This is a genomic window from Streptomyces sp. ISL-1 (genome assembly GCF_018614585.1).
GTDB lineage: Bacteria > Actinomycetota > Actinomycetes > Streptomycetales > Streptomycetaceae > Streptomyces > Streptomyces maoxianensis.
Map to the genome: position 1 here is coordinate 1 of NZ_JAGGOI010000015.1, position 22,485 is coordinate 22,485.

Consider the following 22,485-nt stretch of genomic DNA (forward strand, 5'->3'; position numbering starts at 1 on the left):
GGCCCGAGCTCTCCGCTGCTCCGGGCCCGAGCGCGGGTCCAGCCGCGCCCGCCGGGCGGCGGGCCAGGCGGGCGCTGGCGACCGCGCCGGCCGAGGTGGAGTCGGGGCGTACGGCGTTCGCGCTACCCCCGGCCGAGGCCGACCGGATTCCGCCGACGGCCGGTGAGGCGGATGCCTCGATGCCGGGCCGGCACGACGCGGTACGCACTGAGCCGGGCGCCGATCACACGCCGCCGCAGCCGCACCCGGTGCCCTCGGGCCGCCGCCGCGGCCATACGGAGGCGCAGGCACTGCCCGCCGAGGCACCCGACGCGCAGCCCGGCATGCAGCCGAACGGGCAGGTCCAGATGCGGCCCCTTCCGCAGCCGCAGGCACAGTCCGAGTGGACGCAGGCCGACACCTCGGGCAGCGGTCTCGCGGCGCTCGCCTCCGACGGCTCGACCGGTCAGCACCCGACACCTGTCGACGCGGCCGCGCCCGGCGCGAGCCCCGCCGCCCAGAACACCGCGAGCGCCCCGGGCACCGGGGAGACGGCCCAGGTCACCGGCTCTGTATCCCTGCCGGAACCGCAGCCGCAGCCCGCAGCCGACGGCCGGCAGGCCGCGCCGCGCGCCGCCCAGCCGCTGCCCGCCGAGGCTCCGGCTCCGGCGGACTCCACACAGGGGCGGGCGTTCAGCGTGCGCACGCTCGGGCAGGGCGTGCCGTTCTCGCAGCAGATCGCTCAGCAGCAGAATCAGACGCTCGCCTCCGGCCGCCGCCGGAAGCTGGCCACGCCCCCGGCGGGCGAGCGGCCCGAGGCCGCCGCCCGGCCGCACCCGCAGGCCTCGGCGCAGACCGGGTCGCGGCTGCCCGCCGACCGGTCCGAGGGCCGCGCATACGCGATCGGCGCGCCCGACGAGGGCGCGGAGGGCCCCGAGCCGCTCGACGGCCCGGGCGGCGCGATCGAGGTGGCCAACCAGCCGCAGCCGCAGCCCGTCGACGACGAACTGCCCCCGGAGCCGCTGGACAACCCGCGCCGGCTGCTGGTCTGGCCCGCGCCCGACGTCTCCACGCAGCAGGCACTGAGCGACCGCGGCTACCGCCCGGTGGTCGTGAACTCCCGCGAGGAGGTCGACGCGCAGATCGCAGCCTTCCCGGCGGCGCTCTTCGTCGACCCGCTGACCGGCCCGATCACCCGCACCGCGCTGCAGTCGCTGCGCCAGGCCGCGGTGGCCGCTGAGGTCCCGGTGCTGGTGACGGCGGGGCTGGGGCAGGCGACGCGGGAGGCGGCGTACGGCGCGGATCCGGCCGTACTGCTCAAGGCACTGGCCCCCCGCGACAGCGAACAGCACCCCTCGCGCGTGCTGTTGATCGAGGAGCACGAGGAGATCGCGCTCGCGCTGTCGGCGGCCCTGGAACGCCGCGGCATGCAGGTCGCCCGGGCAGGCACGGACACGGAAGCGGTCACCCTCGCCTCCCAGATGCGGCCGAACCTGGTGGTGATGGACCTGATGCAGGTACGCCGCCGCAGGGCCGGGATCATCGACTGGCTGCGCGCCAACGGCCGGCTGAACCGCACCCCGCTGGTCGTCTACACCTCGGCGGGCCTCAACCCCGCAGAACTGCCGCGCCTCTCGTCGGGGGAGACGGTGCTCTTCCTGGCGGAACGCTCCACGAGCGACGAGGTCCAGGCCCGTATCGTCGACCTGCTGGCAAAGATCGGGACCAACTGATCAAAAAGGGGCGGCAGTTGTCACTGCCGCCCCTTTTCGCTCGTACGCGCACTACTGCCGCACGCACTGCGGCCGACGCACTACTGCCGCACGCACCGCAGCCGCACGCACTGCGGCCGAAGGCACTGCGCCGCACGCACTACAGCTGCGTGACGTCCAGCTCGCCGTCCGCGTACTGCCTGCGGATCACCTTCTTGTCGAACTTGCCCACGCTCGTCTTCGGCACCGCCGGAATCACCGCCCATCGCTCCGGCAGCTGCCACTTCGCGATCTTCTCGGCGAGGAAGGCCCTCAGCGTTTCGTAGTCCGCGGTCGAACCCTCCTTCAGCACCACCGTCGCCAGCGGCCGCTCGCCCCACTTGTCGTCCGGGACCGCGACCACGGCCGCCTCCGCGACCTCCGGGTGAGCCATCAGCGCGTTCTCAAGTTCGACGCTGGAGATCCATTCGCCGCCGGACTTGATGACGTCCTTCGCGCGGTCGGTCAGCGTCAGAAAACCGTCGGGGCTGATCACGCCGACGTCGCCGGTCTTCAGCCAGCCGTCCTCGCTGAACTTGTCCTCGGGCCTGAAGTCTTCGCCGCCCGCGCCGCCGTAGTACGCACCGGCGATCCAGGTGCCGCGCACCTCCAGCTCACCGGCCGACTCGCCGTCCCACGACAGGATCTCGCCGCCGGGGCCGACCAGACGGGCCTCGACGCCCGCCGGGAAACGGCCCTGGGTGACGCGGTACGGCCACTCCTCCTCCGCGCTCAGTCCCGCCGGCGGGTGCGCCATCGTGCCGAGCGGGGAGGTCTCCGTCATGCCCCAGGCGTGGCACAGCCGCACGCCCAGCTTGTCGTACGCCTCCATCAGCGCCGGCGGGCAGGCCGCGCCGCCGATGGTGACCTGCTTCATCGAGCTCAGGTCCCGCGGGTTCGCGGTGACTTCGGCCAGCAGGCCCTGCCAGATGGTGGGAACGGCCGCGGCGTGCGAGGGCTTCTCGCGCTCGATCATGTCGGCGAGCGGCGCGGGCTGCAGGAAGCGGTCGGGCATCAGCATGTTGATGCCGGTCATGAACGTGGCGTGCGGCAGGCCCCAGGCGTTGACGTGGAACTGCGGTACGACGACGAGGGTCGTGTCGCTGTCCGACAGCCCCATCGACTCGGCCATATTGACCTGCATGGAGTGCAGATAGATGGAGCGGTGGGAGTAGACCACGCCCTTGGGGTCGCCCGTGGTGCCGGAGGTGTAACACATGGCCGCGGCGGTGCGTTCGTCCAGCTCCGGCCAGTCGTAGGTGGTCGGGCGGCCGGCGATCAGCTCCTCGTACTCGTAGACCCGCGCCTGGGTGTCGGCCAGGAGTCCACGGTCGCCGGGGCCGGACACGACGATGTGCTCGATCGTCGGCAGATGCGGCAGCAGCGGCGCGAGCAGCGGGAGCAGCGAGCCGTTGACGATGACCGCACGGTCGGCGGCATGGTTGACGATCCACACCAGTTGCTCCGCGGGGAGGCGGAGGTTGAGGGTGTGCAGTACGGCGCCCATGGAGGGGATCGCGAAGTACGCCTCGACATGCTCGGCGTTGTTCCACATCAGGGTGGCGACGCGCTGATCGCCGTCGATCCCCAGCTCGTCGCGCAGGGCGTTGGCCAGTCGGGTCGCACGCTCCCCGACCTCCGCGAAGGTGCGGCGCTGCGGCTCGGCCTCACCTGTCCAGGTGGTGATCTGCGACTTTCCGTGGATCGTCATCCCATGCTGAAGGATGCGGGTCACAGTCAGCGGTACGTCCTGCATGGTGCTCAGCACGGCGTCCTCCCGGTGGGCGCTAGCGCTACATGGCGTAAAGGTGTGAAGATTCTGCTCACATACCGCTCGGTATGTCACTACCCGGGAGTAAGGAATCGCCCCACATCGATGGACGGGGCCGGACGCACAGTGCACAGGCAGGAACTGGATCAGCGCAAGGGAGCCGGTTCGGCCTGGCCGAATCAGCTCACGCAGCCGGTTTCGGCCTGGCCGAATCAGCGCACGGGCGACAGCTCCGGGTCCTCGCGCAGTTTGCCGAGCGCCCGGGACACCGCGCTCTTGACCGTACCGACCGACACACCGAGAACCTCGGCCGTCTGGGCCTCGCTGAGATCCTCGTAGTAGCGCAGCACGACCATCGCCCGCTGCCTGTCCGGCAGCTTCATCACGGCGCGCCACATCGCGTCGTGCAGGACCTGCTGCTCGGCGGGGTCCGGCGCGGGCACCGTCTCCGGCTCGGGCAGCTCCTCGCAGGCGAACTCGTCCACCTTGCGCTTGCGCCACTGCGAGGTACGGGTGTTCAGCAGGGCACGGCGGACATAGCCGTCGAGCGCCCGGTGGTCCTCGATCCGGTCCCACGCGACATACGTCTTGGTGAGCGCGGTCTGCAGCAGATCCTCGGCGTCGCTCGGGTTCGCAGTGAGCGAGCGGGCGGTACGCAGCAGCACGGGCCCCCGCGCCCGTACGTACGACGAGAAGGACGAATAGCGTGCGCCGGGCGCATAGCGCGCGGGCGGCGCGTACGAGGGCACCGGCGCGGCGGCCTTCGAAGCGCTTGTGCAGACTGGCGTGGTCATAGGTCCACGCTAGGAGCGGGCAGTACTGTCGCGGATCGGCCCCAGGTCCCGAAGCGTTGTCCGCCTCAGGTTGTAGTGGCGGTACTGCCCCGACCTCCTGAAGGTGGAGGAGACCCTCAGGGTCGGACAGGGAAACCCCCACGGGCACGGGCACCGTTGGGCCTGCCGTTGCGCATTCCGACGCGGGGACGGCCCTCGCGGCCGCTCACCCGTCAGCGCCCAGGATCAGCCCCGACGTGGGGACGCCGGTGCCCGCCGTTACCAGCGTCCTGGCCACGCCCGGTATCTGGTTGACCGAGGTGCCGCGAAGCTGCCTGACCGCCTCCGCAATGCCGTTCATCCCATGCAGATACGCCTCGCCCAGCTGGCCGCCGTGCGTGTTCAGCGGCAGCGTGTCCGCGGCCACGAACTCCGCCGCCCCACCGGGCTCGCAGAACCCGAACTCCTCCAGCTGCATCAGCACAAATGGGGTGAAGTGGTCGTAGACAATGCCGACGTCGATGTCGCCGGGAGTGAGCCCGGACGTTCGCCACAGCTGCCGGGCGACCACGCCCATTTCGGGCAGGCCGGTTAGATCGTCGCGGTAGAAACTGGTCATCTGCTCCTGCGACCGGCCCGCTCCCTGCGCCGCCGCGACGATCACGGCGGGCGGCTGGGGCAGGTCGCGGGCCCGCTCGACGCTGATGACGACGATCGCCTGACCGCCGTCGGTCTCCTGACAGCAGTCGAGCAGCCGCAGCGGCTCGGCGATCCATCGCGACGCGGCATGGTCGGCGAGGGTGATCGGCTTCTCGTAGAAGTACGCGGCGGGGTTGGTCGCCGCATGCCGGCGGTCGGTGACGGCTACATGGCCGAACGCCTCGGGGGTGAGTCCGTACGTATGCAGATAGCGCTGCGCCGCCATGGCCACCCACGAGGCGGGCGTGAGCAGCCCGAACGGGAGGTTCCAGCCGAGCGCCGTGCCCTCGGCCGAAGGCTCCCGGTGCTGCACGCCGGAGCCGAAGCGCCGCCCGGAGCGTTCATTGAACGCCCGGTAGCAGACGACCACTTCGGCGACCCCGGAGGCGACGGCCAGGGCTGCCTGCTGCACGGTGGCGCAGGCCGCGCCGCCGCCGTAGTGGATGCGGGAGAAGAATGACAGCTCGCCGATGCCGGCCGCCTGGGCGACCGTGATCTCGGGGCTGGTGTCCATGGTGAAGGTGACCAGGCCGTCGACGTCGGCCCGGGAGAGGCCTGCGTCGTCGAGGGCCGCCCGCACCGCCTCGACGGCCAGCTTGAGTTCGCTGCGCCCGGAGTCCTTGGAGAACTCCGTCGCACCGATCCCGACGACGGCCGCCCGCCCGCCGAGCGTGTCCCGGCCGCGGATGCTCATGATCCGTCCTCCGGAACTGTCACCGTCACCGTGCCGGTCACGTGATTGCCGATGCTGTTGGCGCCGACGACCCGCACCTCGGCCCTGTCGCCCTCCACGGATACGACCGTGCCGCACAACACCATCGTGTCCCCCGGGTAGTTGGGCGCGCCCAGCCTGATCGCGACCTTGCGGAGCACGGCCCGCTCCCCGAAGCAGTCGGTGATATACCGCCCGACCAGGCCGTTGGTCGTGAGGATGTTCATGAAGATGTCCGGGGATCCCTTCTCCTTCGCGAGCTCGGAGTCGTGGTGGACGTCCTGGTAGTCGCGGGAGGCCACGGCCCCGGCGACGATCAGCGTGCGGGTAATGGGGATGCTGAGCGGTGGCAGCTCGTCTCCGGCAGCCGTCATACGGGCTCCTCCTTCGCGAGCAACCGGCCCAGTTCGGCGAGGAGTTCCGCGCCACAGCCGAGATAGGCGTCCAGCTGGCGCCCCCACAGAAAGTGCCGATGGACGGGATGGTCCAGGTCGGCGCCCGTCCCGCCGTGCAGATGCTGCCCGGCGTGGACGACACGCTTGCCGGCCTCGGAGGCCCACCAGGCGGCTGTCAGCACCTCGGCGGCCGCGTCCAGACCTTCGTCCTGCCGCCAGGCGGCTTCGTAGGCCGTGACCCTTATGGCCTCGGTGTCCATGTAGGCGTCGGCGGCGCGCAGCAGCACGCCCTGGTTGGTGGAGAGCGGACGCCCGAACTGCTCGCGGGTCGAGGTGTACTGGACGGCCCGGGCCAGCGAGCCCGCACACACTCCGGCCTGCAAGCCGGCGAAGGCCGTACGCCCCAGGGCCAGCACCGATTCGTACGCACCGGGCCCGCCGAGCCGTTCGCCCGGCGTCCCGGACAGGACGAGCCGCCCGGCCGCCCAGGGCGCGGTGGTCTCCACCTCCGACACCTGAGTGTCGGCCGTCCGTACGAGCCACAGCGTCAGGTCGGCGTCGGGGACCAGCACATGTGTGGCGTCCCGCAGCCACGGCACGAACGGGAGGGCGCCGCTCAACCGCCCTGGCGCGGTGGCCCGTACGCCAACTCCGTTCGCCGGGAACGCCCCGGTCGCCACCGCCGTGCCCCCGCGAAGTGCGGGCAGCAGCCGGGCGCGCTGCTCGTCCGTGCCGTGCGCGGCCACCGCCAGCAGTCCGTACACACAGGTCGCCGCAAAGGGCACCTGTGCGGTGGTCCGCCCCTGCTCCTCCAGGAGCAGCACCAGACCGAGCACGCCTATGTCTTCGACGGCCCCGACAAGCCCCGCCGCACACAGCGCCTTCCACAACTCGGCGTCCGTCCCCGTCCCGGCGGCGGCCAGCCGCTCATGTGTGGAGAGGTCACCGAAGATCCGCGCTGCCAGCTCCTGTGCCGCGGACTGCTCCTCGGTGGGTGTGAAGTCCATCAGTCCGCACCCCCGTCCGCGCCTTTGAAGACCGGCAGCTCCCACTCGTTGTCGACCCTCAGGAACTCGAGCCGCACGGGCATCCCGATCCGCACCTTGTCGTACGGCACGCCGACGACGTTGCTGAGAACCCGCACGCCTTCCGCGAGCTCGATCAGCCCCACCGCGTACGGAGGGTCGAAGGCAGGGAAGGGCGGGTGGTGCATCACGACGTACGAGTAGACGGTCCCCTTGCCGCTCGCCGCGACCGTGTCCCACTCCGGGGAGCCGCACGCGGCGCACCCCGGCAGCCAGGGGAAGCGCAGCGTCCCGCACCCCGCGCACCGCTGTATCAGCAGCCGGTGCTCGGCCACGCCGTCCCAGAAGCCGGCGTTGTCCCGGTTGATCACCGGCCGTGGCCGCTCGCCGCTGGGCTTCCCCTTGGGCTTCCCCTTCGCCGCCGGGGCGTACTTCAGGATCCGGAAACGGTGGGTGCCCGCCGGCTCCCCGTCCGCGCGGACCTCCATCCGGGTGGTGACGAAGTGGCCTGTCCCCAGCTTCGTCGTCTTGAGCTCCGACACCGACTCGATCACCGCGTCGAAGGTGATCCGGTCCCCCGGCCGCAGGGGCCGCAGATACTCCTGCTCGCAGTCGGTCGCGGCCACCGAGGTGTACCCCGCCCCGTCGAGCAGGGCGAACAGTTCGTCGTGCGCCGCCGACCGGTCCAAATGCCCGGACAGTCCGCCCATCGTCCATGCCTGCAGCATGGTCGGCGGCGCTATGGCGTCAGGACCGGTGTAGGCGGGGTTGGCGTCCCCCACCGCCTCGCACCAGTGCCTGATCATCGGCTCGTTGACCAGGTCCTTGCCGGTACCGGCCGTGGCCGCGGCCCGCCCCTCGTACGCCTTCAGCCGTCCGTAGAACTCCTCACTCACCACTCCCCCGCTCGTCCCTCGCCCCGTCACCACCTCCCCGCTCACCGCTTCCCCCTCTTCATGCCGAGCCGCATCGTCGCGACGATCTCCCGCTGCACCTCGCTCACCCCGCCCCCGAAGGTGTTGATCTGCGCCGCTCTGTTCATCCGCTCGAGCTCCCCGTCACCCAGAGCTCCGATGTCGAGCGAGCCGGGTGATCCGCCCCGGATCAGCCCCGCTTCCCCCGAAATTTCCTGGCACATTCGATACGACTCGACCGCGGATTCGGTTCCCGCGAACTTCACGCCGCTCGCGTCTCCGGGCGCCGGCCGGCCCGCCCCCACATCCCCCACCAAACGCCAGTTGAGCAGGCGCGTTGCCGCCAGCCGGGCGTGCACTTCAGCCGCCCTGAATTGCACCCACGGCTCGTCAATCCGGCGCTCACCCGTCACCGGATCGGGTGTACGCGCCCGATCCAGTGCCGCCTCGTAGAAGCCCTCGGCCTGCATCCCGATCGCCGCGAGCGCCACCCGCTCATGGTTGAGCTGGTTGGTGATCAGCCCCCAGCCGCCGTTCTCCTCGCCGACCAGGTTCGCGGCGGGCACCCGTATCCCGTCGTAGTACGTCGATGTCGTGGTCAGTCCACCCACTGTCTCGATCGGCGTCCATGTGAATCCGCGCGCGTCCGTCGGCACCAGGATGATCGAGATGCCCTTGTGCTTGGGCGCCTGCGGGTCCGTACGGCAGGCGAGCCAGATCCAGTCCGCGCTCTGGCCATTGCTGGTGAAGATCTTCTGCCCGTCGACCAGCCAGAAGTCGCCGTCAGGGTTGCGTTCCCGCACGGCGCGCGTACGCAGCGAGGCGAGGTCCGTTCCGGCCTCCGGCTCGCTGTAGCCGATCGCGAAGACGACGTCACCGCTGAGGATGCGCGGCAGGAAGTACGACTTCTGCTCCGCGCTCCCGTACTTCATCAGGGTCGGGCCCACAGTGTTCAGCGTCACCATGGAGACCGGCGCGCCCGCCCGGTACGCCTCGTCGAAGAAGACGAACTGCTCGTCGGGGCCCCGCCCCTGGCCTCCGTACTCCACGGGCCAGCCGAGGCCGAGCCGTCCGTCCGCGCCGATCCGTCGCAGCAGCCGGCGCTGCCCCGTCCGGTCGTCGGCGGGCGGCGGTCCGTCCGGCATCACATCTCGGAAGTACGAGCGCAGTTCGGCGCGCAGCAGTTGCTGCCGCTCCGTCGGGGCGAGGTGCACGAGGCCGCCTCCCGGGCGTACGGATCAGGATTTCTGACTGTCCGTCAGATACGTGTCCGCTGTCAAGGTCGGCGCCGGATGCGACCGCCGTGCCACAGCGGCACGCGCAGCCGCAGCAGACGGCCACCACGCACAACCGCCTGCGCGGCGGCACCGAAGTGCCACCGCGCAGGCAGTCGTTCACCCCTTGATCAATCCCCCTCGGACCGGTCCTCACCACAGACTTGTGAAGTTCACCACCGCGTTGGACTGGTCGATCACTGTGAAACCGGAGCCGTTCACGCTGGCGGTGTTGTTCTGGTTGGACGCGCCGGCGCCGCTCGCCACCTGCTGGGTGGTGGTCGAATTGCCCCAGTTGTCACCGCCGACGCCGCCGACGACAGAGGCCACCGTCGCGTTCGATCCGTCGTCCGCGAAAGCGCCGTTGTCGGCCTGGGCAATACCCGAGAAGAGGGCGGCAGCGAGGGGCAGGGCAGCGACAGCGGCGATGGCGCGGGCGGTGCGGATGCTTGCCATGTCATTTCCTCCATGAACCGGAACTGCAGAAGTACGGCTTGTTCCAAGGCAGTTGGCCGACCGCCCCGGATCGTGGTCACGACGTCGCGGGATCAGAGTTGCCCACCCAATCCCTGGCGAACCACCCCGCAGCACCCAATTCGCCCTCAAGCGTGAGGACATGTCGATAAACCTCCTTCGCGCCCCCAGAGCCTCATTTCAGGCCGGCACACACCGCAAAACCCGGCCAGGACAAGAGGGGAAGCGTTTCAGCATAATTTCGGCCAATCTCCCCCTCTTCCCTTCTTCGAACACTCGTACGAAAATAGAGCCATGGCCACCACCGACCGGCAGACCGCCACCCTGGCCCTCGCCCACGCTCTCTCCGCCGCCGAGCGCGGACTCCCCGTCATCCCCCTGTCCCCCACCAAGCTCCCCGCCCTGCGCTCACCCCACCGGGGCGCCCCCGAGCCGGTCCTGTGCCGCGGCGAATGCGGCCTCCCCGGCCATGGCGTCCACGACGCCACCACCGACCCGGCGGGCATCCGCTCGCTGTTCGCCGCCGCCCCCTGGGCCACCGGCTACGGCATCGCCTGCGGCCGGCCGCCGCACCACCTGATCGGCATCGACCTCGACACCAAGTCCTCGACCGATTCCGTGGCCGCACTACGGCACCTGGCCCTGCGCCATCTGTTCACGATCCCGGAGACGGTCACCGTCCTCACCCCGAGCGGCGGCCGCCACCTCTGGCTGACCGGCCCGCCCGACGTCGTCGTCCCGAACTCCGCGAGCCGACTCGCCCCCGGCATCGACGTCCGCGGCGCCGGCGGCTATCTCGTCGGCCCCGGCTCGGTGAGCGCCCACGGCGCGTACCGCCTCGCGCCCGGCACGGCTGAGCTGTCCCCCGCGCCGTGCCCCCGCGCACTCCTGCGCCTCATCACGCCTCCCGCACGCCCCCATCACCCCACGCAACCCGCCCCCTCCCGTCCGCCCCAGGGCCAGGGCCTGGTCCAGTTCGTCCTCGCGGCCCACGAGGGCCAGCGGAACACCCGGCTGTTCTGGGCGGCTTGCCGCGCCTACGAGAACGGCTTCGGCGACGACCTCGCGGACGCCCTCACCGAGGCGGCAGTCCGCGCGGGCCTGACCGAACGAGAGGCCCGCGCGACGATCGCCTCGGCCGAGCGGCTCACCTCGGGCCGGGGCCGCTGACGGGAACACGGGGGTTGGGGAAACAAGGGAACGCGGCCAGGCAGGGCAGTCGGCCGGTGCAGGCTGAATACAGAAGGGGTCTCTCACCGAGAGACACCCCTTCTGACCAGCACCGCTGACGACCTACGCGGTGGGTGTGGGATTTGAACCCCTCGGTGCCGTCGCCGTCACACGTTCAGGAGCGCTGTCGGCCCTCGGTGCCGAGTGTGTTCGACAGCTTGTACCGGACCTGCACGTTCCGGTGCTCCACGCCGATGTCGACCGGGTCGGGCAGGTTCGTCCTCGTGCTCACCGTGGCCGAGCGGGTGCCGGGGCTACCGCTGAAGCGGACGTCCGCCCGCGGCGCTTCGCGGAAACGGAGCCGGTCGGCCGCCACGGTGGAGGTGAACTCGATGTCCGCGTGCCGGTGTTCAGGCCTTCACGGAGGCCGGCCGTCGTCCTCCGGCTCCTGCTCCCGCACACGCTTCACCTTGCGACGAGGCGCCTCAGCGGTCCGTCGCGCCCGCCCCTCGCCACCTTCGGCGGCCCGTCGCCTGCGTGTGGGTTCTTCGCGCGCGAGCTTCCGTGCCGCGCGGCCTGTCGCGCCCCCAGGCTTCCTGGCGCGCGCGGCGCCGCCACTCTCGGCCTCCGGGACGTCGGACACTTTCTCCGCGGTGTCCGGCAGCGTCTCGCCGACGCGCGCGGCGGCTCCCTCCACCGTGGCGGCCGACCGGCTCTGTTCCGCGAGCCCCGTGACCGCCCTGCCCGTGTCGTCACCCAGGCGCTCGACCGCGGTCCCGGCCCCGCGCCCGACACCCTCGACCGCAGTCCCGGCCCCGCGCCCCACGTCCTCGACCGCGGTGCCCGCGCCGCGCCCCACATCCTCGACTGCGCTGCCCGCGCCGCGCCCCACGTCCTCCACCGCCCGGCCGGCACCACGCCCGACCTCGTCGAGCGTACGGCCCGCCCCAGTACCCACCTCACGTACGGCGGTCCCGACGCCCGAAGTCACGTCCCTGAGGATGTCCGGGTTGCGGTCGATGGTCGTCAGAACCCTCCCGATGACCTCCACGACGTTGTCCAGACGCACCTTCAGCAGCGCCTGCGCCTCCACGCCCTTGATGTCGAGGTGGACGGCGCCGAGCTCCACGTCCGCCCCCACGTTCAGCCGGAGCAGGTCGAGCACCTCCGCCTGGAGCGACACCCTCGCGCGCAGATCCTCGACGTCCAGGGTGATCTCGTCCACCTTCAGCAGCGGGACGTCGAGGAGAACGTCCGGCTCCGCGAGCTCCGCACCGACGGGTTCCTTGTCGACGTAGTCATCGACGTCATCGATGTCATCAACGTCGGTTTCCGTCACATCCTCGGTGCCCTCGTCGTCCATGCCGCTCCTCGAGAACGCGTACGTAAAGGGATCTTTCCGATCCTTCCACCGCCCATGGGAGGCCGCCACCGGTCGGCAAGCGGCCCGGCACCGCCCCAGAGGATGCTCCGGACCCCCGCGGAATGCGGCGCCCGTGACCGTCCAAGATCGCCAAGCCCCGAATCGTGGCCGCAGCTTGGCCGCACGCCCTGCTCGACACCGGGATACCTGCGCCCCAGGGTGAGACAACCTGAACGCAGAAGGGGTGTCTCTCACTGAGAGACACCCCTTCTGACCAGTACCTACGCTGATCTGGGCGGTGGGTGTGGGATTTGAACCCACGGTGACATCGCTGCCACGACGGTTTTCAAGACCGTTCCCTTAGGCCGCTCGGGCAACCCACCCGCGCCCCGGCCACCTGCGGCGGAGCGGGCTACAGACTACCGGGATCAGCTGTCGCCCGTGCGCTGGCCCAGGATGACCTCTGTCTTGTGCTCCTTGCCGTCGCGCTGGTACGTGAGTGTCACCTTGTCGCCCGGCTTGTGGTTCCAGATCTCACTGATCAGCGTCGGACCGCTGTCGACCGGCTTGCCGTTGAACTTGGTGATGACGTCGCCCGCCTTGAAACCGGCCTTCGCGGCCGGGCCGTTCGGGGTCACCGGCGGGGTGCCGCCCGCACCCTCGGCGGCGATCTTGGCGCCCGAGTCCTTGCTCGACATGTCGACCGTCGCGCCGATCACCGGGTAGACCGGCTTGCCCGTCTTGATCAGCTGCTCGGCGACGTTCTTCGCCTGGTTGATCGGGATGGCGAAGCCGAGGCCGATCGAGCCCGCCTGCGACTGGCCGACGCCACCGCTGGCCGCCGACTGGATCGCGGAGTTGATGCCGATCACAGCACCGCGCGAGTCGAGCAGCGGACCGCCGGAGTTGCCCGGGTTGATGGAGGCGTCGGTCTGCAGGGCGCTCATGTACGAGTTCTTGCCGCTGGAGCCGTCGCCCGACGCGACCGGGCGGTTCTTGGCACTGATGATGCCGGTGGTGACGGTGTTCGACAGGCCGAAGGGCGCGCCGATCGCGATGGTCGAGTCGCCGACCGCGACCTGCTCGGAGTTGCCCAGGGCCAGCGGGTTCAGCCCCGAGGGGGCGTTCTTCAGCTTCAGTACTGCGACGTCGTAGCCCTCGGCCCGGCCGACCACCTCGGCGTCGTACTTCTTGCCGTTGGAGAAGGTCGCGGACACCGTGCCACTGTCGGCCGCGGAGGCCACCACATGGTTGTTGGTGAGGATGTGGCCTTCCTTGTCGTAGACGAAGCCGGTGCCCGTGCCGCCCTCGGTCTCGCCGTTCCCGCCGACGCCGCCGCCGGCGGCCTTCGCCTCGATGGTGACCACGCTCGGCAGTGCCTTGGCCGCGACCGCGGCGACGGTTCCCGGGTCGCGCTTGAAGTCCTTGGGTGCGTCCGCCGCGGAGACGGTGGTCGAACCGGAGGTGTTGTCGTTGCGCTCGGCGGCCCAGTAGCCGATGCCGCCACCGACGCCGCCCGCCACGAGCGCGGCGGCGAGCACTGCCGCGACCAGTCCGCCGGAGTGCCTGCGCGGGGGCTCCGAGACCTGTGCCGGCGCGCCCCAGGCCGGACCGCCGCCGCTGCCGCCCCCGTAGGAGGGCAGCGGGGGCGGGGGCGGCGGCCAGCCGGCTGCCGCGTGGTGCGCGCCGGTCGGCGCTGCTGCGGGGACAGGAGGCAGCGGCGCGGTGGCAGGGTCGGACTGGGGGGAGTGCCCGTGCTGCTCGGCCGCAGCCGCTGCCGGCTCGGTGTGGTGGTACGTCCCGTCCGGTCGAGCTGATTCGGCTGCCCTTGATGTCTCGGCCCCTTGCGCCGAGACCGACGTGCCTTCGGGAGCGGCGCCCGGCACGGGAGGTACGGACGGGGCGGCCGGGACCGCAGTGCCCTCGTTCTCGGTGCTCACAGCTCTCTCCTCAGGTTCCACAGATTCCTCGTCAGCGCTCGTAAATGGCTGCCGTCAGCTTTTCCCACAACACGTCAGACCACTGTAAGCAGGACCTGTGTGTATCTCCGCAATCCTTTACGTCCGACAAAACGGACGCATCTCCAAAGCCACCGGACGACAGCCGTACGGCCGCCGGAAACCCTCCGGACAGCCCTCGAACCACCTTCCGGACCAGCCCCTCGCACGCACCTACCCAGCCTCGGTGACACCATGACGCGGTGACTCAAGCACGGCAGCACAACATCCAGGTCGTCGCCCACCGAGGCGCCTCCGAAGACGCCCCCGAGCACACCCTGGCCGCGTACAAGAAGGCGATCGACGACGGCGCCGACGCCGTCGAGTGCGATGTACGGCTCACCGCCGACGGGCATCTCGTCTGCGTCCACGACCGCCGCGTCAACCGCACGTCCAATGGCCGGGGCGCCGTGTCCGCCCTGGAACTCGCCGACCTCGCCGCCCTGGACTTCGGGTCGTGGAAGGACAGCGAGGAGAGCCCCGACTGGGGAGACCGGTCCTTCACCTCCGTACTCACCCTGGAACGGCTGCTGGAGCTGGTGGCCGATTCCGGCCGCCGCATCGAGCTGGCCATCGAGACGAAGCACCCCACCCGCTGGGCGGGCCAGGTGGAGGAACGGCTGCTCCACCTCCTCGGGCGCTTCGGCCTGGCCGATCCGACCACGGCCGACGACTCGCCCGTGCGGATCATGAGCTTCTCGGCGCGGTCCCTGCACCGGATCTCGGCGGCTTCGCCGAACATCCCCACCGTCTATCTGATGCAGTTCGTGACGCCGCGGCTGCGCGACGGGCGGCTGCCGGCAGGCGCCCGGATCGCCGGCCCGGGCATGCGAATCGTCCGCAACCACCCCAGCTATATCGCCCGGCTGCACCGCCAGGGCCATCGCGTGCACGTGTGGACCGTCAATGAACCGGAGGACGTCGAGCTCTGCGCCCGCCTCGGTGTCGATGCCATCATCACCAATCGCCCCAAACAGGTGTTGTCCCAACTGGGCCGTCTTTAACGCTCATTACAGGGAGTGCACCGGCGCGTTCGGTCCGTATTCGATCGTTACGAGTGCGTCACTGGCCCGCGCTTGGCCGGTTTCCGGTCCAGTCCATTGGGGCATTCACACCGTGGCGTGGGGCAAAGGAGGTCTCGGGGGTGGCGTTTGTGGTGGCACAGGAGGTGCCCACGTCGTCGAGCATGGCCGTACCCCATGGTCCTGCGGGCGTGGGTGAGGCGAGACACCGGATGCGTGAGCAATTGCGACGCAATGGGGTGTCCGAATCGGTCGTCGACGATGCAGTACTGATCCTTTCCGAACTGCTCAGCAATGCCTGTCGGCACGGCAGGCCGCTGGGGCACGCGGAGGTGGGCGACGGCGACGTCCGCGCCGCCTGGCGCGTCGACCGGACCGGCCGGCTGACCGTCGAGGTGACGGACGGAGGCGGTCCGACCCGGCCGGTTCCAGCCACGCCATCGGTCACCGCACGAGGCGGTCGCGGGCTCAACATCATCAGCGCGCTCGCCCAGGACTGGGGTGTCCGCGACAGCGCGGCCGGTGAGGTCACGGTGTGGGTGCTTGTCACCGAAGGGCATCGCCGCGGGGATTTCGCTACGCGCGTCGCCGGCCCCGGATTCGACTTCTCCGACTCGTACGACGACCACGACTGAGCCCGGCGCAGTCGCACGCAGTCCGGCGGAGCTCGACGGAGAGCCCCGCCGACAGCGGGGCGGGGCCCGACCGGCAGCCCCGCCGACAGCCGGGCGGAAGGCCCCGACGGGCAGCCCGACCAACAGTCCGGCCGCCAGCCCCCACCGAGCGGTCCCGGGTTCGGCTCAACTCGATGGAGGGCCCGGCCAAGCTGTACTGAACCCGGCCGACGGCTAGGCTCGCGCCCGACGACACAGCACACAGCACCGCCGTAATCGGGAGAAAGCCACACCATGGCCAAGAAGCGCCCCCAGACCAAGGCCGGGAAGCCGCAGCTCAGGGACGGAGAGATCCCCGTGGTCGGGGCTCGTGAGCCCTGCCCCTGCGGATCGGGCCGCCGCTACAAGGCCTGCCACGGCCGGGCCGCCGCGCACGCCGTCACCGAGCTGATCCAGCGTCCGTTCGAGGGACTGCCCGGCGAGTGCGACTGGGTGGCCCTGCGCGAACTGGTGCCCGCCGCGACCGCGCCGCTCACCCTCAAGGGCGGGCTGCCCGAGGGCGTGCCGTCCGTGACCCTCGCCACCGTGCTGCCGATGGCCTGGCCCGCCCTGCGCCGTGACGACGGATCCGTCCTGCTGGGCCTGCAGAACGACACCTCGTCCGGCGACCTCAGCCGCGATCTGGCCGACACTCTGCAGCGCGCGCTGACCGCTGAGCCCGGCACCCCGGTCGCCGCCCAGAGGGTGCCCGCCGACGGGGTACGGCTGCAGGAGCTGCTCGACACGGACGCCGCCTTCGAGCCGGTCGTCCACTCCGGCTTCGAGTTCTGGGTCCCGGACTCCGCGGCGAACGCCAGCCCGGAGGTGTCCGCGTCGCTCGAGCGCGCGAACGCCGCCGCGATCCCGACGGTGAAGCTCTCCGGCGTCGACGCCGCGTACTGGTGCGAGACCCCGGAGAAGAACCACCTCCGCTGGGTCATGCCGCACCCCGAGGAGGATCTCCTGGACGCGCTTGCCCGGCTGCACGCCGCCGGTACCTCCTCGATCGGCGAGGGGACCAGGCTGGTCGGCTCCTTCCGTGCGCACGGGCTGATGGTCCCGGTCTGGGACCTGCCGAGCGCGATGGGTGCCGAGGAGTGCGAGAAGCCGGCCGCCGAGCTCGCCGAGCGGCTCGCGAAGGCTCTCGCGATCGACACGCCGCTGACCGCGGAGGAGCGCCGGGCGCGCGGTGGGCTCACCAACCGCCAAGTCACCCTGAGCTGAGAGTGACGGTTTCTGTCGACCGATAGGTGACCCCAGTCACAACTCACCCTACGGGCGGGTAAATCCCTGTCCGAATACCCCAGATCGAATTTGCGAACTGCCGATCTCTTGTTACCGTTCTAGAAGCCCGGTCGCTGGTGCATCCCCCGTCGCCAGCGACCGGGCGCTTCCATTTCGCGGAACGGTTCGTTCCGTCAACCGCCCGCAGGGGACGCGGAGTTACTCCCGGACCGCAGCAGCAGCGGCCCCTCTCCGACTTCGTCCGCAGTCGCGAACTCCGCCATCGCCGAATAATCAGCGACAGCCCCGTACGAGGCCTTCCGGGGAGTTTCACAGGCGCCCGGTTCGCCCTCCGCCCGGACCACGCAGTTGATCCGCAACGTGCGCCCGCCGGGACCCATCAGAGTGAGCAAGGAAGTCAATTTCTCGCCCGTGGCATTGCGGTAGTACGTACGCGCCCAGGTCTCGCGTCCCTCGGTAAGCACGCAGGTCTGGGCCTCGACCCCGTCGGGAGAGGCGAGTTCCGGCCCACATCGCGCGGATGTGTGCGCGGCAATGAGCCCGGTCACGCCGGCGGCGGGGGACGCGCCGGGCCCGGGCAGCAGACCCGGCTTCGGCTGCGCCTCGTATGCGGAAGCGTGGCCGGACGCGGGACCGGGCGCGGGAATGACTCCCGGTCCCGGCCGGGCTTCTCCCCGAGAGCCTTCGGGCTGGGAGGTACCCCCAACCGGCCCTGCGGAGGCGGCCAGCGGCAGCAGCCCGGTGAACGCCACCGTGGCGGCGAGCCCGATCATGCGGAGATTCATGGGCCACCTGGTGACGGCGCGGGAAATCTGACGGTGGGCCGAAGATATCGACCCAATACCGCCGCCAGTGGAGCCCCGCGCCCAATTCCGGCACAACTCGGGCCGGCTCCTACCCGTACGAGTGACAGAGCCGGCCCGGATCCAGAGAGGGATCAGGGGCCCGCGATACGGCGGGCCCGGTGCACACGTTCAGTACGCGAGACGGCTGCCGCCGCCCGGCGCGCTGGTGCTCGCCTCGACCAGCGCGTCCACCACCGCCTCCACATCCGGCAGCCAGGGAGCCGCGGACCCCGGCAGCGGCGCACGCTCCCAGCGCACCTGGCCCGTCCCCGTCTCGGATGGCGGCAGCACCAGATAGCCGCCCTCCCCGTGGAAGCGCAGCGAACTCGGCACGCAGTCCTTGACGAAGAGCAGCTCGCCGAGCTGCTCGAGGGTGTACGGAGCCACCAGGAGCGACCAGCGCGTGGGCGTCGCGACCACAGGGCCGAGCCGCATGCCCATCCCGTCGAGCGCCGTCAGCGCACGGGCCCCCGCGACGGCGGGCAGGCTCACCGCGCACGGCGCGCGCCCTCCGGTGGCCAGCATGATCGGAGCGGTGGGCCGGTTGGCCCACCACCAGCGCACCATTCGCTCGTCGGTCGTCGCCGCCAGGATTCCTGGGTCGAAGGGGTGTGCGCCGGGTACGACGCACTCGGGGTCGGGGCAGGCGCAGCCGCGCGCGCGCTCTCCGCGACTTCCAGTCTCTTTCAGTCCCACACCGGGGAGTACCGGCCATTGCCAATCGCCGGCGCAGGTGAGCGCCGCTTCTAGCTGGACAGGCCCCCTCTTGCGCCGGAACCGGAGCCTGCGTCGCCTTCCGAGGATCTCGCGCATGAGCGCTCGTTCCTTTCCGTTGAACGCCGAGGTCCACATCACAACATGTGTGCAGCTCTTCACTGTGCGTACAAGTCGGCGCATCACCGCCCCTTGCCGGTGGCATGGGCGACCCCCCGCTTCGCCTGCGACAGGATCGCCGCCCGGGGGCCGAACGTGGGCTGTAGTCCATTAAACGCATGGCGAGGGGTGGCGCGCGCCTGGCGCTTGCTGTCCCGCTGAACTTTCCCCGCCACTCGGGGATGGGGCGCGGCCTCCGGCTGTTAGGACGCCAGGGTCCGCCGCCAGGTTCCGGGGCGGTCCCAACTGCCCCTGGCCATCACCGTTTACGTACCCATCACGCTTGGAATGACGCCCTACTGACCGCCCTCAGTCGACCTCAATCTACCGCCATAGGGTCCATTTTTCAGCCAAGTTAACAGTCTCGTAGACACCACCAATCCCACTGGGACAATGCTGGACATCCCCTTACGTGTGCGTGTACATGTGGATGCATTGATAGCGGCGCAGAATGACATGGGGGTTTGCGATGCTATTGAGCGAAACGCACCAGCCGGAAAGCCGGCTGCCATGAGCGCCCCTCACCTGCCGAAAGTGGCTGGAATCGATTCAGCGGTTCCCACTCCCGCGCACACTGCCCCACCCATGCCCGGCCTTTCTGCCTCAGCGCCCCCTCCAGGCGCGGTGATTCAGGACCGGCTGGCCGGCTGGGTCTCCGATCTGACCACCCTCCACGAACTCACCGAACGCCTGGCCAGAACCGCTTCGCTCGACGACGCCCTCCATGAACTGCTGCGCGCCGGGGCCGCCCTGGTCGGCGCCCGCCGCGGCATGGTCGTCCTCGAACCCGCGCCGGGCTCCTGGCGGGCCGACTGCTTCGAGCCCGACCACGGCCCCGCCCTCACCAAAGGCCTCGGGCTCACCCATGCCGAACTCGGCCATATCGAGACGGTGCCGCGCGACGCGACCGCGTACGGCAGGATCATGGACGGCCGGCTCCCCGACGGTCGCCCCGGTCCGGGCGGCCTCCCGGAGGCCGTCGCCGACCCCGACCTGCTCGCCGAGACGACCCTTGACCCCCGCCACCGCGACGTGGCCGTCCGCCTCGGCTACGCCGCCAGTTACACCCAGCCGCTCGCCTCCGAAGCGGCAGGCACGCTCGGCGCCGCCGTCTGGATGTACGACGAGCCCGCGGCGCCTGTGGAGCGCCAGCGCCATCTCGTCGGGCTCTATATGCGCTACGCCACCGAGCATCTGGCCCGGCTCCTCGAGCTGGAGCACGCGCGCGTCACCGTGACGACAGTCGCCGAGGAACTGCTGCCCAGCCGGCTGCCCCGGGTGCCCGGCGTCCAGCTCGCCGCCAGGCACCACACGGGACCGCACGGCGGCGGCGACTGGTACGACGCGCTGCCACTGCCGGAAGGCGCCCTGGGACTGGCCGTTGGTTCGGTCAGCGGCTCCGGACCCAGCGCGCTGGCCGCGATGGGGCGGCTGCGGGCATCCCTGCGGGCGTACGCCGTGATGGAGGGCGAGGACCCCGTCGCCGTACTGTCCGATCTGGAGCTGCTGCTGCGGTTGACCGAACCGGCCAGGACCGCCACCGCTCTCTTCGCATACGCCGAGCCGGCCAGGAGGAAGATCGTGCTGGCCGGGGCGGGACACACGCCGCCGCTGGTGCTCGGCGGGCGGCGCACCGAGTTCGTCGAGACGTCACTGTCGGCACCCTTGGGGATGCTTGCCTGCTGGGAGGCGCCGAGTGTGGAGTTGTCGCCCGAGCCAGGAGAAACGGTGCTGCTGTACACGGACGGGTTGCTCCGGCGTACCGGAGACCCCATGGACCGGGCGTTCGCGCGACTGCACGCGGCGGCGGCGAGTGTGCCGAAGTCACTGCGCTACGACCCGGCTGTGATCGCCGACCATGTGCTGCGCACGGTGCTTCCGGAAGGTCTGGACGAGGCCTGCGGCGGTGAGGACGTGGTGCTGCTCGCCGCCCGGTTTGACTGATATCCCACACGTTTTCCACAGGGGCACCGGGCGGTCTTCCCGTCGCACATACGATGGAAGCCGGTCCAGTGTCGTATCGAGGAGAAGACGTGGCTCAGGAGCTCACCCCGGAGATCCCGGAAGAAGAAGAGCAGCCGATCAAGCAGCGCAAGAACGGCCTGTACCCGGGCGTGTCGGACGAGCTCGCCGAGAACATGACGACCGGCTGGGCCGACACCGAGCTGCACGATCTGCAGCCCATCGCCCAGGCCCCGCACACCGCCGCCCGCCGTGCCGCCCTGTCGGAGCGTTTCCCGGGCGAGCGGCTGGTGATCCCGGCCGGCAAACTGAAGACCCGCTCCAATGACACCGAGTACGCATTCCGCGCCTCGACCGAGTACGCGTACCTCACCGGCGACCAGTCCGAGGACGGTGTGCTGGTCCTGGAGCCGCACGGCGAGGGCCACCGCGCCACCATCTACCTGCTGCCCCGCTCCAACCGTGAGAACGGCGAGTTCTGGCTTTCCGGCCAGGGCGAGCTGTGGGTCGGCCGCCGCCACTCCCTCGCCGAGGCCGAGCAGCTGCTGGGAATTCCGGCCAAGGACGTGCGCGAACTGCCTGAGCAGCTGCGCGAGGAGACCGGACCTGTCCGCGCGGTGCGCGGTCACGACGCCGGCATCGAGGCCGCGCTGACCGACAAGGTCACCGCGGAGCGCGACGAGGAGCTGCGCGTATACCTCTCCGAGGCGCGTGCCGTGAAGGACGAGTTCGAGATCGGCGAGCTGCAGAAGGCGTGCGACTCCACGGCGCGCGGCTTCGAGGACGTCGTCAAGGTCCTGGACAAGGCCGAGGCGACCAGCGAGCGCTACATCGAGGGCACCTTCTTCCTGCGCGCCCGCGTCGAGGGCAACGACATCGGCTACGGCTCGATCTGCGCGGCCGGACCGCACGCCACCACCCTGCACTGGGTGCGCAACGACGGCCCGGTCCGCTCGGGGGAGCTTCTGCTGCTGGACGCCGGTGTGGAGACCCACACCCTCTACACCGCCGACATCACGCGCACGCTCCCGGTCAACGGCCGCTTCAACGAGCTGCAGCGCAAGATCTACGACGCGGTGTACGAGTCGCAGGAGGCGGGCATCGCGGCCGTGAAGCCGGGTGCCAAGTACCGCGACTTCCACGACGCCGCGCAGCGAGTGCTCGCCGAGCGGCTCGTCGAGTGGGGCCTGCTCGAAGGACCGGTGGAGCGCGTGCTGGAGCTGGGTCTGCAGCGCCGCTGGACCCTGCACGGCACCGGCCACATGCTCGGCATGGACGTCCACGACTGCGCCGCCGCGCGCACCGAGGCGTATGTCGAGGGGACTCTGGAGCCGGGCATGTGCCTGACGGTGGAGCCCGGGCTCTACTTCCAGGCGGACGACCTGACGGTGCCTGAGGAGTACCGCGGCATCGGGGTCCGGATCGAGGACGACATCCTGGTCACCGAGGACGGCAACCGGAATCTGTCGGCGGCGCTGCCGCGGCAGGCCGACGAGGTCGAGGCCTGGATGGCCTCGCTCAAGGGCTGACCCCTCGGACACACGAGGGACAACGGCGGAGGGCGCGCGGCTCAGGACTCAGGTGGTCT

The 22,485-nt window shown here is 70.6% G+C and carries 18 protein-coding genes, 1 tRNA gene and 1 pseudogene; 7 read left to right on the forward strand and 13 right to left on the reverse strand.

Annotated elements, in window-relative coordinates:
- Positions 1-1,712: pseudogene (locus J7E87_RS12065) on the forward strand (PAS domain S-box protein); the annotation flags it as partial.
- Positions 1,713-1,851: 139 nt separating this feature from the next.
- Here the strand turns inward: J7E87_RS12065 and J7E87_RS12070 are convergent.
- The 8 genes from J7E87_RS12070 to J7E87_RS12105 all read right to left on the reverse strand — a co-directional run bounded on the left by J7E87_RS12070 (position 1,852) and on the right by J7E87_RS12105 (position 9,749).
- Positions 1,852-3,498, reverse strand: a complete 1,647-nt coding sequence (locus J7E87_RS12070; protein WP_215092956.1) for a long-chain fatty acid--CoA ligase — start codon at positions 3,496-3,498, stop codon at positions 1,852-1,854.
- A 215-nt stretch (positions 3,499-3,713) separates the two neighbouring features.
- Positions 3,714-4,295, reverse strand: a complete 582-nt coding sequence (locus J7E87_RS12075) for a SigE family RNA polymerase sigma factor (protein WP_215092958.1) — start codon at positions 4,293-4,295, stop codon at positions 3,714-3,716.
- A gap of 205 nt (positions 4,296-4,500) precedes the next feature.
- Positions 4,501-5,667, reverse strand: a complete 1,167-nt coding sequence (locus tag J7E87_RS12080) for a lipid-transfer protein (protein WP_215092960.1) — start codon at positions 5,665-5,667, stop codon at positions 4,501-4,503.
- On the reverse strand, positions 5,664-6,059 hold the full coding sequence (locus tag J7E87_RS12085) for a MaoC family dehydratase (RefSeq protein ID WP_215092962.1): 396 nt from the start codon (positions 6,057-6,059) through the stop codon (positions 5,664-5,666). The genes J7E87_RS12080 and J7E87_RS12085 overlap by 4 nt, the downstream gene beginning before the upstream one ends.
- On the reverse strand, positions 6,056-7,087 hold the full coding sequence (locus J7E87_RS12090; protein ID WP_215092964.1) for an acyl-CoA dehydrogenase family protein: 1,032 nt from the start codon (positions 7,085-7,087) through the stop codon (positions 6,056-6,058). Before J7E87_RS12090 ends, J7E87_RS12085 begins: the two co-directional genes overlap by 4 nt.
- The gene (locus J7E87_RS12095) at positions 7,087-8,001 is read right to left on the reverse strand and encodes a bifunctional MaoC family dehydratase N-terminal/OB-fold nucleic acid binding domain-containing protein (protein ID WP_374195163.1); all 915 of its coding nucleotides are present in this window, start codon (positions 7,999-8,001) and stop codon (positions 7,087-7,089) included. The genes J7E87_RS12090 and J7E87_RS12095 overlap by 1 nt, the downstream gene beginning before the upstream one ends.
- A gap of 41 nt (positions 8,002-8,042) precedes the next feature.
- On the reverse strand, positions 8,043-9,233 hold the full coding sequence (locus J7E87_RS12100) for an acyl-CoA dehydrogenase family protein (RefSeq protein WP_215092967.1): 1,191 nt from the start codon (positions 9,231-9,233) through the stop codon (positions 8,043-8,045).
- Positions 9,234-9,446: 213 nt separating this feature from the next.
- A complete protein-coding gene (locus J7E87_RS12105; RefSeq protein ID WP_215092969.1) occupies positions 9,447-9,749 on the reverse strand; it encodes a hypothetical protein in 303 nt (100 codons plus the stop codon).
- A 312-nt stretch (positions 9,750-10,061) separates the two neighbouring features.
- Between J7E87_RS12105 and J7E87_RS12110 the strand changes: the two genes are divergently transcribed.
- Positions 10,062-10,937 (forward strand): bifunctional DNA primase/polymerase, encoded by an 876-nt coding sequence (locus J7E87_RS12110; RefSeq protein WP_215092971.1) that lies wholly within the window; start codon positions 10,062-10,064, stop codon positions 10,935-10,937.
- Positions 10,938-11,355: 418 nt separating this feature from the next.
- On the opposite strand, the gene J7E87_RS12120 is transcribed toward J7E87_RS12110, so the two are convergent.
- The 3 genes from J7E87_RS12120 to J7E87_RS12130 form a co-directional block, all read right to left on the reverse strand.
- Positions 11,356-12,300: a hypothetical protein gene (locus J7E87_RS12120; protein ID WP_215092975.1), complete on the reverse strand. Its 945-nt coding sequence runs from the start codon at positions 12,298-12,300 to the stop codon at positions 11,356-11,358.
- 296 nt (positions 12,301-12,596) lie between these two features.
- Positions 12,597-12,683, reverse strand: a tRNA-Ser gene (locus J7E87_RS12125).
- 45 nt (positions 12,684-12,728) lie between these two features.
- Positions 12,729-14,240 (reverse strand): S1C family serine protease, encoded by a 1,512-nt coding sequence (locus tag J7E87_RS12130; protein ID WP_215092977.1) that lies wholly within the window; start codon positions 14,238-14,240, stop codon positions 12,729-12,731.
- 260 nt (positions 14,241-14,500) lie between these two features.
- On the opposite strand from J7E87_RS12130, the gene J7E87_RS12135 reads away from it, so the two are divergent.
- The 3 genes from J7E87_RS12135 to J7E87_RS12145 all read left to right on the forward strand — a co-directional run bounded on the left by J7E87_RS12135 (position 14,501) and on the right by J7E87_RS12145 (position 17,196).
- Positions 14,501-15,301: a glycerophosphodiester phosphodiesterase gene (locus J7E87_RS12135; RefSeq protein WP_215092979.1), complete on the forward strand. Its 801-nt coding sequence runs from the start codon at positions 14,501-14,503 to the stop codon at positions 15,299-15,301.
- Between the two features lie 53 nt (positions 15,302-15,354).
- The gene (locus tag J7E87_RS12140) at positions 15,355-15,954 is read left to right on the forward strand and encodes an ATP-binding protein (protein ID WP_215092981.1); all 600 of its coding nucleotides are present in this window, start codon (positions 15,355-15,357) and stop codon (positions 15,952-15,954) included.
- Positions 15,955-16,227: 273 nt separating this feature from the next.
- Entirely contained in the window at positions 16,228-17,196 is a 969-nt protein-coding gene (locus tag J7E87_RS12145; protein ID WP_215092983.1) for a DUF5926 family protein, read from the forward strand.
- Positions 17,197-17,390: 194 nt separating this feature from the next.
- Here J7E87_RS12145 and J7E87_RS12150 read toward each other — a convergent pair whose 3' ends face one another.
- A complete protein-coding gene (locus J7E87_RS12150; protein WP_215092985.1) occupies positions 17,391-18,002 on the reverse strand; it encodes a hypothetical protein in 612 nt (203 codons plus the stop codon).
- A 189-nt stretch (positions 18,003-18,191) separates the two neighbouring features.
- A complete protein-coding gene (locus J7E87_RS12155; protein ID WP_215092987.1) occupies positions 18,192-18,875 on the reverse strand; it encodes a bifunctional DNA primase/polymerase in 684 nt (227 codons plus the stop codon).
- A gap of 453 nt (positions 18,876-19,328) precedes the next feature.
- Here J7E87_RS12155 and J7E87_RS12160 point away from each other — a divergent pair, with 453 nt between their 5' ends.
- Both J7E87_RS12160 and J7E87_RS12165 read left to right on the forward strand, forming a co-directional pair.
- Entirely contained in the window at positions 19,329-20,879 is a 1,551-nt protein-coding gene (locus tag J7E87_RS12160; protein WP_215092989.1) for a PP2C family protein-serine/threonine phosphatase, read from the forward strand.
- 89 nt (positions 20,880-20,968) lie between these two features.
- A complete protein-coding gene (locus J7E87_RS12165; RefSeq protein ID WP_215092991.1) occupies positions 20,969-22,426 on the forward strand; it encodes an aminopeptidase P family protein in 1,458 nt (485 codons plus the stop codon).
- Positions 22,427-22,485 lie beyond the last annotated feature (59 nt).